The 13,231-nt window shown below is 44.9% G+C and carries 16 protein-coding genes; 8 read left to right on the top strand and 8 right to left on the bottom strand.

Annotation, left to right across the window (positions count from 1 at the left end):
- Positions 1-13: 13 nt before the first annotated feature.
- Positions 14-1,054, bottom strand: a complete 1,041-nt coding sequence (locus tag ACSQ2E_RS03415; protein ID WP_435989355.1) for an oxidoreductase — start codon at positions 1,052-1,054, stop codon at positions 14-16.
- A gap of 124 nt (positions 1,055-1,178) precedes the next feature.
- Between ACSQ2E_RS03415 and ACSQ2E_RS03410 the strand changes: the two genes are divergently transcribed.
- Entirely contained in the window at positions 1,179-1,493 is a 315-nt protein-coding gene (locus ACSQ2E_RS03410) for a thioredoxin family protein (RefSeq protein WP_435989354.1), read from the top strand.
- A gap of 50 nt (positions 1,494-1,543) precedes the next feature.
- Here the strand turns inward: ACSQ2E_RS03410 and ACSQ2E_RS03405 are convergent, their stop codons facing one another.
- Positions 1,544-2,938 carry an esterase/lipase family protein gene (locus ACSQ2E_RS03405; RefSeq protein WP_435989353.1) on the bottom strand — a complete coding sequence of 465 codons (1,395 nt, stop codon included), beginning with the start codon at positions 2,936-2,938 and terminating at the stop codon, positions 1,544-1,546.
- A 172-nt stretch (positions 2,939-3,110) separates the two neighbouring features.
- Between ACSQ2E_RS03405 and ACSQ2E_RS03400 the strand changes: the two genes are divergently transcribed.
- Both ACSQ2E_RS03400 and ACSQ2E_RS03395 read left to right on the top strand, forming a co-directional pair.
- Positions 3,111-3,254, top strand: a complete 144-nt coding sequence (locus ACSQ2E_RS03400) for a hypothetical protein (RefSeq protein WP_435989352.1) — start codon at positions 3,111-3,113, stop codon at positions 3,252-3,254.
- Between the two features lie 45 nt (positions 3,255-3,299).
- Positions 3,300-3,479: an H-type small acid-soluble spore protein gene (locus tag ACSQ2E_RS03395; RefSeq protein WP_435989351.1), complete on the top strand. Its 180-nt coding sequence runs from the start codon at positions 3,300-3,302 to the stop codon at positions 3,477-3,479.
- A 51-nt stretch (positions 3,480-3,530) separates the two neighbouring features.
- Here ACSQ2E_RS03395 and ACSQ2E_RS03390 read toward each other — a convergent pair whose 3' ends face one another.
- The 4 genes from ACSQ2E_RS03390 to ACSQ2E_RS03375 all read right to left on the bottom strand — a co-directional run bounded on the left by ACSQ2E_RS03390 (position 3,531) and on the right by ACSQ2E_RS03375 (position 9,246).
- Positions 3,531-4,910 (bottom strand): alkaline phosphatase, encoded by a 1,380-nt coding sequence (locus ACSQ2E_RS03390; protein ID WP_435989350.1) that lies wholly within the window; start codon positions 4,908-4,910, stop codon positions 3,531-3,533.
- A gap of 141 nt (positions 4,911-5,051) precedes the next feature.
- Positions 5,052-5,909 carry a dimethylarginine dimethylaminohydrolase family protein gene (locus ACSQ2E_RS03385; RefSeq protein WP_435989349.1) on the bottom strand — a complete coding sequence of 286 codons (858 nt, stop codon included), beginning with the start codon at positions 5,907-5,909 and terminating at the stop codon, positions 5,052-5,054.
- Between the two features lie 184 nt (positions 5,910-6,093).
- Positions 6,094-7,674, bottom strand: coding sequence for a long-chain-fatty-acid--CoA ligase (locus tag ACSQ2E_RS03380; RefSeq protein WP_435989348.1), 1,581 nt, complete (start codon positions 7,672-7,674; stop codon positions 6,094-6,096).
- Between the two features lie 132 nt (positions 7,675-7,806).
- Positions 7,807-9,246: a DEAD/DEAH box helicase gene (locus ACSQ2E_RS03375; protein ID WP_435994374.1), complete on the bottom strand. Its 1,440-nt coding sequence runs from the start codon at positions 9,244-9,246 to the stop codon at positions 7,807-7,809.
- A gap of 91 nt (positions 9,247-9,337) precedes the next feature.
- On the opposite strand from ACSQ2E_RS03375, the gene ACSQ2E_RS03370 reads away from it, so the two are divergent.
- The 4 genes from ACSQ2E_RS03370 to ACSQ2E_RS03355 all read left to right on the top strand — a co-directional run bounded on the left by ACSQ2E_RS03370 (position 9,338) and on the right by ACSQ2E_RS03355 (position 11,149).
- A complete protein-coding gene (locus tag ACSQ2E_RS03370) occupies positions 9,338-9,793 on the top strand; it encodes a hypothetical protein (protein ID WP_435989347.1) in 456 nt (151 codons plus the stop codon).
- Positions 9,768-10,175, top strand: a complete 408-nt coding sequence (locus ACSQ2E_RS03365) for a hypothetical protein (protein ID WP_435989346.1) — start codon at positions 9,768-9,770, stop codon at positions 10,173-10,175. Before ACSQ2E_RS03370 ends, ACSQ2E_RS03365 begins: the two co-directional genes overlap by 26 nt.
- Positions 10,176-10,235: 60 nt before the next feature.
- Positions 10,236-10,787 carry a flavodoxin family protein gene (locus tag ACSQ2E_RS03360; RefSeq protein WP_435989345.1) on the top strand — a complete coding sequence of 184 codons (552 nt, stop codon included), beginning with the start codon at positions 10,236-10,238 and terminating at the stop codon, positions 10,785-10,787.
- A 74-nt stretch (positions 10,788-10,861) separates the two neighbouring features.
- Positions 10,862-11,149, top strand: coding sequence for a hypothetical protein (locus tag ACSQ2E_RS03355; protein ID WP_435989344.1), 288 nt, complete (start codon positions 10,862-10,864; stop codon positions 11,147-11,149).
- On the opposite strand, the gene ACSQ2E_RS03350 is transcribed toward ACSQ2E_RS03355, so the two are convergent.
- Together ACSQ2E_RS03350 and ACSQ2E_RS03345 are read right to left on the bottom strand one after the other, a co-directional pair.
- Positions 11,052-11,786 carry a nuclease-related domain-containing protein gene (locus tag ACSQ2E_RS03350; protein WP_435989343.1) on the bottom strand — a complete coding sequence of 245 codons (735 nt, stop codon included), beginning with the start codon at positions 11,784-11,786 and terminating at the stop codon, positions 11,052-11,054. The two genes, ACSQ2E_RS03355 and ACSQ2E_RS03350, sit on opposite strands and share 98 nt — an antisense overlap.
- Positions 11,787-12,200: 414 nt before the next feature.
- Entirely contained in the window at positions 12,201-12,629 is a 429-nt protein-coding gene (locus ACSQ2E_RS03345) for a MarR family winged helix-turn-helix transcriptional regulator (RefSeq protein WP_435989342.1), read from the bottom strand.
- 170 nt (positions 12,630-12,799) lie between these two features.
- Here ACSQ2E_RS03345 and ACSQ2E_RS03340 point away from each other — a divergent pair, with 170 nt between their 5' ends.
- On the top strand, positions 12,800-13,222 hold the full coding sequence (locus ACSQ2E_RS03340) for an organic hydroperoxide resistance protein (RefSeq protein ID WP_435989341.1): 423 nt from the start codon (positions 12,800-12,802) through the stop codon (positions 13,220-13,222).
- Positions 13,223-13,231: the final 9 nt, after the last annotated feature.

Here is a 13,231-nt window from a genome sequence, read left to right as displayed (position 1 = left end):
GGAGCCCTGTTTTTCAGTTCATATTGATGACGCGTCCAGTTGCTGCACTTTCTTTGCAGGCTTCGATTATGGTGATGACTTGTAAAGCATCTTCAGGGTCGACGGGTAGAGACGAATTCTCTCTTACCGCCCCGTACACACCCAGGTAAAATTGAGTGTAGTCCCCTTTCTCAGATGGAATGACTTCAGATGTCACCTCTTCACCGGAGATGGTCGTAAGGACACCCCAGTTTTCTTCGTCTTCGACTCCCCACTGTTCAGAAACAGGATTCTTTCCTGCCTTGAGATCATCCTCCTGACGGTCCATACCATGCTTCACAAAGCTGCCTTTCAGTCCATGAACCTGATAGCGGGGGCCCGGATCAAGTACGATCGAACGTGAATAGAGTTGCACCCTCAATACATCGTATCCAAGTGTGATGAGGAAGTAATCTTCCGCTTTATCCGGATTTCGTTGCGGGAACACATCAGCCTGCACCCATTCCGGTGCACCGAACAGGGTGAGGGCCTGATCCAACAGATGAGACCCAAGATCATAAAGGACGCCTCCCCCTTCGATCTTATTCTCTTTCCACCTGTCCTTGATGGTCGGACGGAACCGGTCAAAGTGCGCTTCGTATGTAAAAATCTGTCCAAGTGTTTCTTCTTTCAGCAATTGCTGAATCGTTAAGAAGTCGGCATCCCAGCGCCGGTTATGGAAAACAGAGAGGTGCAGCCCTTTTTCTTTCGCCAGGGCCAATAACTCCTTCCCGTCCCGGCTATTCGTTACAAATGGCTTCTCTACGATCACATGCTTACCGGCTAATAATGATTGCTTGATCATACTGTAATGAAGGTGATTGGGAGTGGTGATGACCACTAATTCGATGTCTTCCTGAAGCAGGTCTTCAAGGGAAGGCACGACGATCGTCCCCTCAAGATCGTTTACTACTTTTTCTTCATTGGAAGACATGACCGCTTCTATATGAAATTCCTCTAAATGAGAGAGTAAAGGACGATGAAAGCTTTGTCCTGAAAAACCGTATCCTGCTAAACCGACTTTAATGGGTTGCATAATGTCACCTTTTTCTTTCAAAATGTATTCTCATATTATCATGTACAAGATCAGTCGAAAAATGATTCGTTTTACAATCAGTCTCTGTTTTGTATAAAATAAGTGGGAAAGGGAGGTTATCATCATGCAATCAATCAAAAATAAAGAAACCTTTGACGATCTTATTACATCAACAGAACCTGTCATCGTAAAATTCCATGCAGACTGGTGCCCTGACTGCCGTCGTATGGATATGTTCATTGATGAAATCATGGAAGAATTCAATCAATATAAATGGTATGACATCAATAAGGACGAATTCCCGGAAATCGCCGAGAAATACGACGTCATGGGAATCCCAAGCCTGCTCGTCTACAAAAATGGCGAAAAAATCGGCCACCTGCACAGCGCCAACGCCAAATCACCAGAACAAGTGACAGAATTCCTGAACACCTTATAATGTTAAAGGTCCGTCCCTCTTTATGCATAGGGACGGACCTTTGTTATCGTTTAATAGATATTTCCCTTTCCATCTACATACACTGTCTGAACCATCGTTCGTTGGAAGTCGCTTCCCTGCTCCGTTTTCCCTTCCAGGTCTGTGGTGATGTTGTGGATACCTTCTTCAAAGTCCGCCAGGGGCAAAGATGACAGATCTTCTGAAGTGATGAGTGTCGAAGGTTTCTTTCCACTTTTCATCGGTAAATGGTGGATGGTATAGGTCTTCTTAACTGAAGGGGGACCCCCATTCAGTGCGTTCACGAGAGAAGCCCCCCCACTCTTTTTATGAAATAGAATGCTCAGCATATAATGTTCTTTTTGACGGGATACAGCCTTCACTTCCCAACTCCCTGGAACGGGTTTTGTCAGAAGGATGGAATGATGATGCGCCCCGGGGAAATAGCCTGTGGCATCTAAAGCGACATTCCAGTTCTTATATTCCTTGCCATCGGGGCCGATAAGCTTATAAACTGTACTTTTTTGATCACTGATCCAGTCTACCGTGATGCTTTCCACTCCTTCTTCTACGGAGAATCGTTCTAACCCGTTCCCTTCAAATTCCCCACCCCTGTGAAGGGCCGACGTTTCCCCTTCCAGTGCCAATTCGCTCAGCTCTCCATACACCACATCCGTCACGTCTTCTTTATAAAGATCCTTCAAATACGGGAAAACCTCACTGCCTCGTTTAATCGTTGTATGAGTCCAGTCCCCCACCGCCACTTCCTTCGCATATGAGAGCCTGGAGCTTTTCACCAGCACAGCCCCGTCACTTTGACCGAACCTGCTTAAATACAAACCTCCCCAAAATAATTCAGAATAGGCACCGCCCCAACCTGTGCCCCCAAATGTATAGATTGGGATTTTCTGCGTCAGATCAGATCCGTCCGTCTCAGCCCGGAATCCTTTCATATACGCGGTTTGCAATGAAAAGACGGCATTTGTCTTACTTTTCAACGCATCGGTCAGCCATCCTGCCCATTTACTGAAGGCAAGGTCTGCAAGCTCTGACCCATGATGGGGGGTCGAAAGTGTGATGACCCTTGCAACATACGGAGAAGCACCATAATGGACCAGTGCGGATTGGACATCGATCCCTCCTTTGCTATGAGTGACGACCACCATCTTTTCATTAAAAAACTCATACATCTCCAGGAGTTTCCCAGCTAATATTTCACCGTTCCTCCACATATCTTCATCCGGATGTAAATCGATGAAGACCGATTGGTAACCGGCCCCACGGGTGATCGAAAGCATATCATTATCCTGGATCCACGTATCTGAAGAAGTATTGATCCCATGAACAAATAAGATGGGATATCCACTTGTATTCACTGCCTCTTCATCCATAAACCATCTGCCGGGTATTACTGTTTCCCTCTGGATTCCTTCAACCTTCTCATGCATCTGCCTTGCCTCCCTTTAAATAGACGTTTTCTTCATTATCGTTTAGTAGGGATGAATTTTCATCATGATTGTTAAATACAGGAAGAAAGACATATGTTCAAAAAAATGATTGAATAGTCCCTATGTCATTATCGAAAACTAATAATCATCAGACTAATTTGGAGGGATTCCTTTGACAAAGAAAAACAACAAGGGCAGTGCAAACCAAAACTCGCCTAAACGCGGCACGACAGAGTTCGCAAATGAAATCACAAGTGGTGATAACAGCAAGGGGAATAAGCATAATAAAGATCAGAAAAATAAAACAAAGAAATAAACTGCAGGTAATTTGTCTTGAAATGAGACGAGAGGAGGATTGAATATGGATCAGAATCGAGTCAAACAAATTTTATCTTCTTCAGCTGACATCCAGGTCAAATACAAGGATGCTTCCGTCTGGATCGACTCTGTCAAAGAAGATGGAAAAACAGCCGTTGTGCACCTTCGCGGACCACTGGAAGAACGTTCAGAAGTCAGCATTTCAGATTTAGAAGAAGTATAATAAAAGAAAAGACCACGTCGGGGACCCCCAACATGGTCTTTTTCAGTCGAATTATTTCTTATCTTTGATTTTGCCTTTATTCTTCAACAATTCAAAAATCATATTTGCTTGATCTGTGTTGTCAATCAAGCCTGCAAATTTCTCCTTCTGAGGACCGAATGCATATACAGGTACGTCGTCACCAGTATGTCCGTCCGTTGTCCAACCGGTACCTGAACGTTCATCAAAAATCTTCTCGATCGCATTATCGATTTCCGTTTGATCGCCTTTTTCAGCAGCTGATTTCACTGAATCGATTTCTTCCTGAGTCAATTCAAGGTCGATATTGTTCGCTAACGTTTCTTCAACCGATGCACCATTTACTATCTGTTGTGCCATATAGTCAGGGGTATGCTTTGCAGCCTGGATTGGAGCTGGATCCCAGTTGTATTCACCGTCAGAACCAATCGAGATACCACCCGTTGAATGGTCAGCCGTCACGATGACCAATGTTTCACCATTTTCTTTCGCAAAATCCCTTACTTTTTCAAATGCTTGTTCAAAATCTCTCATTTCGCTCATGGCACCGACTACATCATTATCATGACCGGCCCAGTCGATCTGACTGCCTTCCACCATCAGGAAGAAACCATCTTTATCGCCTTTCAAACGGTCCAGGGCAGATGTTGTCATGTCAGCTAAGCTTGGCTGCTTCTCATCACGGTCGATCATCTTGTCCATTCCGGATTCAGCGAACAGACCAAGAATTTGATCATTCTTATCTTTTTTAAGCTCATCAGCTGATTTTACATAGCTGTAACCGTCTTTTTTGAACTGTTGTGCCACATTGCGGTCATCACGTTCGAAGAAATCGGTACCGCCACCAAGCATGACATCAATCTTATGCTTGCCATTGATCATTTCATCATAATAATCGTTGGCAATCGCATCTTCACTCTTGCGTGACTCTTCATGTGCTCCGTAAGATGCAGGGGTTGCATGGGTGATTTCTGACGTAGAGACGATTCCTGTAGACATGTTATTTTCCTTCGCCTGCTCCAGAACCGTTTTTACATCTGATTTATCATTATCTACTGCTATCGCGTTATTATATGTTTTCACTCCACCGCTCATCGCTGTTGCGGCAGCCGCAGAGTCGGTTACGTTCTCTTTTTCATCTTCAGGATACGTCGTTTGTAGTCCGACAAGGTAAGGATCAAATGCCGTCTTCTCCATCTCCATCGTATCAGGATTGTCATTCATATAACGAAGGCCGGTAGTGTAAGGTACACCCATTCCATCACCGATCATAAAGATGACGTTCTTGGCTTTGCCGTTTTTAGATTCCTTCACGCTTGCTTCTGTGTCGTCCTGATTCATTCCTATGACGCTTCCAAGAGCTAATGTGGATACGACCGCCAACGGAAGGATCTTCTTCATTGATTTCTTCATTTTCCCTACCTCCTATAATTCGTGGTACATGTAGAAGAATAAAGGGTAAATATGAAGAACCATTTACGAAACGAATACAGGAGAGTAAAGCTTATGTAAATTGAAAAAAAACAGGCAAAAAGTCACCTGTTTTTTTCATTATCATTCTCTTATAAGGGGGAGCGTACAGCAACGGAATGACCCGCCTGACTTGATGATTTCAGACAAATCAAGTTCGATCACGTCAAATCCTTCCGCTCTGATCCGCTCATTTAAGGCTTGGTTTTGGGTGAGACTGATGATTTTCTGATTTCCGATTGCCAATACATTCGGTCCCATTTGAAATTGTTCTTCATCAGTCACTGTGATGATGTTGTAGTGCTTCTTGATGGTCTCGAGATCCTCTTTGGTGAATGCCGGCGGATACACAAGTGCCCAGTCACTGGAAATGATGGTGAACACACAATCCAAATGGAGGATGTCTTCCCTTAATGGAAGCTCATGAACGGTATAGGGTGTGAGCTGATTCCTCAGGGATTGGATCGCCAGCTGATTTGTCCGTCCGCTCACGCCGATCCAGATATTTTCCTCATCAACGAGGACATCCCCACCTTCAATGGAATGGAGAAGTTCGTTATAAGGCACCTCATTTTCTTCCAGCCAATGCTTGAGGGTTTTCACTTCCCCCCGCCTGACATCCGTATTCATCGATGCGACGAAAAACTGATCATGAATCGTGAAACCGATGTCTCTCGTGAAGACTTGTTCATTGAATTCAGGCGATGGTTGAAGATGGATCACCTCAGATCCATTTTCCTCCAACGCTTCAACAAATGTATTATGTTGGGAAACAGCTTTATCTATATCAATATTTTCTTTCAAAAAATGCTTTTGAGTCTCATTTATGATTTCATTGATTTGCATATTTTCAGGTGAAACCACGACTACTTTCTTTAACTTTCCATACTCATTGGTACAATGCGTTTTTGATTTTGGAACCAACGGGGAATTTAAACTCATCTTTACGCCCTCCAATTATCTACTCTTAGAAACTGCTTTTCCCTGTTATTATGAAGATAAAACGTCCTTTTTATAACTTATGCTGCCTAAGCCTTAACAGAGACGACAAGCAGCACCGATGGATGAAATAAGGGCATTTGTCCACATAAAATAGAAAAGGCGTGCAGCTGCACGCCTTTTCCCATTAATGAACCATCCGATCATGGTCCTTCCAAAACTCTTTTCGGATCACCACTTTTTGGATCTTTCCTGATGCGGTTTTAGGTAATTCTTTCGCAAAAGTAATGCTCTTTGGTGCCTTGAAATGGGCAAGCTTTTCTCTCGTGAAGTCGATCAGGTCCTGCTCTGTCAATGTGTGACCGTCTCTTAGAACCACCACTGCATGGGGAACTTCCCCCCATCGTTCATGTGGAATGGCCACGACCGCTGCTTCGAGGACACCTTCATGCTCGTAAAGGGCTCCCTCCACCTCGATGGAAGAGATGTTTTCTCCGCCGCTTATGATGACGTCTTTCATCCGGTCGACGATTTCGATGTAGCCATCTTCATCGACCGTCGCCATATCTCCCGTATGCAGCCAGCCTTCCCTGATCGTTTGATTGGTGGCTTCCGGATTTTTATAATATCCTTCCATCACCGTATTGGTCCTCGTCACGATTTCGCCAATCGTTTTTCCATCATGAGGCACCTCTTCCCCCAGTTCATTGACCACCTTCACCTTACTCCCAATCATGCTGTATCCCGCTTTCGCCTTCAGGCGGTATGTTTCTTCCTTAGGCCGGGCCTGTTCCGAAGATCTTAATATAGAAGTCGTGATAAGGGGTGAAATTTCCGTCATCCCGTAGACCTGAATGAATTCCCACTTTAGATTTTCCTCCACTTTCCGGACGAATGCCGGAGGAGGGGCAGAGCCGGCAATGACAACCCTTACATTTTGTCCGATGGAACGCTCCCTGTCCGGATAGGACTCGAGGAGCATGTTAAGGACGGTCGGTGCCATATGCATAACGGTCACATCATGCTTCTCCACTTTATCGAGTATCACTTCAGGATCCACTTTTCTAAGCATCACCTGGGTCGCGCCATTGGCCGTATAATAAAATGGTGACCCCCAACCGTTCACATGGAACATCGGCAGGACGTGAAGAAGCGTATCCTGATCCGTCACCCGCAAATGGTGCATGGACGATAGGGCATGCAAATAATTGGACCTGTGTGTGAGGAGCACTCCCTTCGGATCCCCCGTCGTCCCACTCGTATAAAGAAGGGACGCAATATCCGACTCTTCCAGTTCTACACGGGTGAAAGTCTCGCGACTGAAGGAGCCACGCCACTCTTCATAGCCCCGATGGCCGTCCATCGTTTTACCGTGAATGATCACATGCTTCAAGTGAGGGACCTCTGATAGAATTGGCTTGACTAACGGATAGAGCTCCTCATCGACAAACAAGGCCTTACTCTCACTGTGGGTGAGGATAAATTGATAATCGGCAGGCTTTAATCTGGTATTCAAAGGCGTCATGACTCCTCCGACAGAGTAGACGCCATAAAATCCTTCCAGCATCTCGGTTGTATTTGGAGCAAGATACGCCACCTTATCCCCTTTTTCTATCCCGAATTCCTTCAGTCCCCTTCCCAGCTGATTCACCCGGTCACCGAGCTGCTTATACGTCAAACGCTTTTCATCATCGATGATCGCTACCTTATCCCCGTATAACTCCACTGCCCGATCCAGAAAATCCGTTAACACCAATGGCACGTGCATATGTACATCATCCCCTCTATTTATAGATCATATATGGACTATATTAACAGATTCGGACTATTTATGGGAATATTCAGATATCAATACCATCTAAAAAAGCATGATGACTTTCTCGTCACCATGCCTAAGAAATTAGCGTCCTCTTCGATTCGAAGTGGATCTGCTGCCACTATTTCGTTGATTACCACTGTTGTTTCTTCCTGTTGACCCGCTTCGCTTACCGCGGGTGTTACCTGATGATTCACCACCACCGCGGCGGGGATTTGTGTCTTCACTCTTGGACCTTCGGCTGCGGGACGGACCATTCGTGTCACCGGTCCTGGATCTGCCACCCCGTGGAGACCTTGATTTTCTCTCCTTACTCGCTTGTATATTCTTTTCGCGGCGATCCTTTGCACTTTCGTTTGTCTCTTTAGAGCTATTGGGAGTTTCTTTAGTAGCAACGACCTCCACCACTCGGCGGGGCAATAAACGTCCGATGCCTTTTTCGATCATTTCCAGGTCCTGCTTATCCTTCAGGGCAACAAAGGTGATGGCAAGCCCGTCTTTCCCAGCACGGCCGGTGCGCCCGATTCTATGAATGTAGCTTTCCACATCTTGAGGGATATCATAGTTGAATACATGGGTCACTCCTTCGACATCAAGACCCCTGGCGGCCACATCCGTTGCGATAAGAAGTTGGAGCTTCGCGTCCCTGAACTTCTTCATCACGTTTTCCCGTTTCGCCTGAGACAAGTCACCATGGAGTTCATCGACTAAAAAGCCTCTCGCTTTAAGATCTCCAAGCAGCTTACTGACCCTCCGCTTCGTCCGGCAGAAAATGATACCGAGGAACGGCTGGACGTCGTGGATCGTCTGACTGAGGGCATCCAGCTTCTGACGGTCCGTCGTTTCCACGATTTCCTGCTGGATTTCCTGCACAATTTTTTCTTTTTCACGTATCTGCACATTATGAGGTTGATTCATATAGCGCTTCCCGATCTTACGGATCTCCTTGGACATCGTCGCTGAAAACAGGGCGGTCTGGCGGGTGAACGGCGTCTCGCGGATGATCGATTCAACTTCATCAAAGAAGCCGATATGAAGCATCTGATCCGCTTCATCCAATACAAGGAACGAAACATTCGAAAAATCGACCGTCTCCCGGCGCACATGATCAAGGAGTCGTCCCGGTGTACCGATCACGATATGAATCGCCTTATTCTTCAGTCGCTTAATCTGTTTCTCCACATCCTGGCCACCGTACACGGCTAATACATGTATGTTATCTTCCACAGAAGAAAGGATTTGATTCAATTCAGCGGTTACCTGAATCGCAAGCTCCCTCGTCGGAGTCACGATAAGAGACTGGATCTCATCTTTTTCCGGATCGATTTTCGCAAGCATAGGCAATAGAAATGCCATCGTTTTTCCTGTACCTGTCTGCGCCTGTCCAATCACGTCTTCTCCATTTAAGAGTACAGGGATGGTTTCAGTTTGAATCGGCGTCGGTTCTGTTATGGATTGTTCTTTTAAAGCATTAACGTACTTAGGTTGAATTCCTAAGGAAGTAAAATCATTCAATGGGGTCACCTCTTTAATACTCATTATACCCGTAATCCTCTATAGAAAATAGGGCGCTGTGTTATAATGGGAAAATCGTAAAATGAAATGAGGAATCACATTGCTGACATTTGAAAATAAATTAGCTCTCATAGAAGAGTTTCCCGAGCTTACACGAAAGGACGTTTCACTGAACCGGGTGAACTTCCACTTTGAAGACAGTCTCTATGAAAAAACGACTGTCGTCTATCACCTGCACCCGAACGGGAACGGATTTGTTTATACAGGCAATCTCCCCGGATATGAAGCGAATCCAAAAGGTCTTGTGAATATCCGTGATTTTTCGGCGGATGAACTGCGCGGAATCATTCGTGCGTCGATTGATCACTTGGCAACGGAAGAAGAAGTGGCACCTCCCGTGGAACAGTTATGGAAAGATGCGGAGGGTCATTCCCTTATGCTGATTGAAGAAGATGACCGCTGGAATATTTACGCCGGCGATAATCTCGAGGACAGCTTTGGCGGGTATGATGAAGCAGCGCTGTATCTACGTGAAGAAGGATTCCGGAGACGGTAATATCCTGGGTGGCAAGAAGAATGAGAAAAGGACGAATCGGGGTGTCGATTCGTCCTTTTTTGTCTTCGGGCAGCGTGGGTTTTGGGGGGATCCGGTCATGGTGCAGGGGCATCCGGTCCGGGTGAGGCCAGAGTGGGAAAGAATCCAGCCGATTTTCGAGAACATCCAGCCGAAAAGCGGATTAATCCGGCCGTTTTTGATGAAAATCCGGCCGGAATGCCCCAGAATCCAGCCGATTCCGATAAGAAACCAGCCATTTTACTTTTATTCCCAGAAATCGCAACGCCAATCACTTTATTATAATCCGTCACCTGGTTCAGGTTGCTACTTTAATCTCCCCATCAATGGTATACTCATAACCATTAAAAACCTCATTCCATGAAGTTGGCATTAAAGACTGTTAAAGCTAAATATATTGAAATGTATAAAGGAGTGTTCATTAATGAAAGTACTGGCCCTATTAGGAAGCACACGAAAAAACGGGAACTCCGAATATCTTGCGAAAAAAATCGTCGAAGGCACCGACCATACCATTATTTCCCTTGCCGATCTGCATATTGAACCGATTGAAGACTTGCGTCACGCTGAAGGTGGATTCCTCCCTGTCGAGGATGATTACGAACAGCTCGTCCGGTTAATGGAAGATCATGACATATTATTATTCGCCACCCCCCTTTACTGGTATGGTATGAGCGGCCCGATGAAGAACTTCTTCGACCGCTGGAGTCAGTATTTGCGCGACGAGCGCTTCAACCTGAAAGAAGAGCTTACGAAGAAAAAGGCGTACGTCGTGATTACGGGAGGAAGCTCCGCCAACATAAAAGGACTTCCCCTTGTTCAGCAATTCAATTACATTTTTGAATTTGTCCATATGGAATTCACAGATTATCTGATCGGTGCCGGCGTCAAGCCTGGTGAGATCGTGAACGACACGGCTGCACTGGAGAAGGCAGAGCGCTGGAACGCACGATTTAAAATGGATGATCCCTCTTAAGGGGTCATCTTTTTTTGTTAAACCACACACAATAAGGAAATAGTATGAACAAAACCTTTATTGGAGGCTTTAATATGGATTTCCCTACCATTCACACAAATTTCTGGGATGCTGTCATCGCCATTCCCGTCATTATCCTGTTAACCCAGCTAATAAAAGTCTTCTTTAAACCAAGGGCTTTTCTAGTACCGAATATTGCCGTCATACTCGGGCTCTTCATTTCGATTTTCATCAGCCACAGGGGGTATCTCGTCACTGGCATATTCATGGGTTTGTTTTACGGTTATGGGGCGATTGGGAATTACGCTTCTTTGAAGACTTCGGTGCTGGCGTTTCGGGGGGAGAAGGAGGAGTCTCGATGAGTGGTGACAAGTTGTATGCTCGGTCCCTTGTGGATCCCGTCAACGGAATACCCAATTTTTGCAGGAGTTTGCGCGCAGTTGAAGTGGACTCCAATTTTAAGAATTCCCTCGCTTGCTTGTTCGTAATAAAGGTATTTATCAGAAACGCATAATCTCTCAATGCATGAGTATGGGCATCCTTTTGAACGAATAAACAGCGCTCGCATCTCCATGTACCACTTATTCTCTCCATAGATCCGGACTGACATTGAACACAGTAAACTCCATGAAGAATAAACGATTGTGAGATATTGAACTGTTTTAAGAGGTCATAGGATTGTGGTATGTGATGCTTCAAAAATGCTTTCGTCAATTTGGTTACTTGTTGAGGAGATAATGATGGATTTTGATGGGATTGGAAATAGCTTTCAATTTGGAAAAGGAGTTTTGCACTTCTTATCACCCTTTGATAAACGGAATGATCTTGCGAAGAATTTTTTATATGGGAATGTGGGTTGGTAAAGACTACAATGTTCTCGACAGGTATGGACGGGTAATTTCTTTCCACCAGCCACCTTTCAAGGTCCTTTTTTTGTCTGTGAGACTGGAGGATGGGATCCTGAAATACCTCTATTTTACCATTCAGGTTCCGAATCATTTGGTTATAGGTTGTATCAATATAACCCCGTGGTATCCTGCCTTGAAATTTCCCAACTGATGCTCAATCTCATTTCTTCCGCTGAAGGATTTGGGTAAGCGCCGTAATAACACCTCAAGGTTTACGATGATACCAGGGGGTTCATGCTTTTTTACAATCAATAAGATCACTCCTTTAAGATAAGTAGGGTGTTGGGATGGTCTCAGGGGATGATTTTCATCATTTTTTGTTGAGAGTTCGGTCCAGACGGGAAAAATCCAGCCGCTTGTGATGGAAATCCAGCCGTTATGGGAGAAAATCAGCCAGAAACAAGGAGAATCCGGCCGTTATGAGACAAAACCCAGCCAAAACGGCTAAAATTCCAGCCAATATCCAAATTATAACAATTACTGTCCAGAAATGACAATTATTATTTTACCCCTGCAGTTTCCCCAATATCGTCGTCAGCGTCTGGTCCAACTTCAAAAGCTCGTCACCATCCATCTCAAGCCTCTCCAATAAACGGGTCGGGACGCATTCTGCTTTCTTCTTCAGATCTCTCCCTCTATCGGTAAGACTGATGACGACACTCCGCTCATCCTCTTTCGATCGTTTCCGTTCGACAAGTCCGTTTGCTTCCATCCTCTTCAACATAGGGGTCAACGTTCCCGAATCCAGGAATAACTTCCTCCCGAGTTCCTTTACCGAAATCGTTTCTTCTTCCCATAACACGAGCAAAGCCAAGTATTGAGGATAGGTGACGCCGATTTCCTCCAATAAACTTCGGTAAAGTTTTGTGATTTCTCTCTCAGCTGTATATATTTTAAAACAGATTTGATTTTCCAATAAAAGTGGATCCTTCATACATGTCGATTCCTTTCTTGAACATACTAATTGTGATTATCATACAAAAAAGATGATCAATTATCAAATTGAATTGCACACAACTAAATCGTTGACAATTAAAATGAAATCCTTTATAGTTATTCTTGCAAAGTTAAATTGTACACAACTAAAAAAGAGGAGTGAAAGAAATGAATGCATTATACACAGCAAAAGCAACGGCTAAAGGTGGCCGTGACGGAAAAGTAACAAGCAGTGACGGAGTATTGGATGTTGCGTTGGGCATGCCAAAAGCTCTTGGTGGTTCCGGGGCAGACGGGGAAACAAATCCTGAACAACTATTTGCAGCTGGATATGCGGCTTGTTTCGACAGCGCTCTTAACTTAGTGGCCCGTCAGGAAAAGAAAAAAATCCAATCTAATGTAACGGCCGAAGTTTCGATCGGTAAAGATACAGATGGCGGATTTAAGTTAGGCGTTGTCCTCTCAGTCGCCGTGAATGGTGTAGAACTGGATGAAGCTAAACAACTTGTGGAAAAAGCACATGGTGTTTGCCCGTATTCAAAAGCGACAGATGGAAACATCGATGTAGAATTGAATACTGAATTATTTTAACGGATCAGG

The organism is Rossellomorea sp. LjRoot5 (assembly GCF_964253455.1).
GTDB lineage: Bacteria > Bacillota > Bacilli > Bacillales > Bacillaceae_B > Rossellomorea.
The sequence above is the reverse complement of the archived record's forward strand: the minus strand, read 5'-3'. Positions and strand labels throughout refer to the sequence as shown.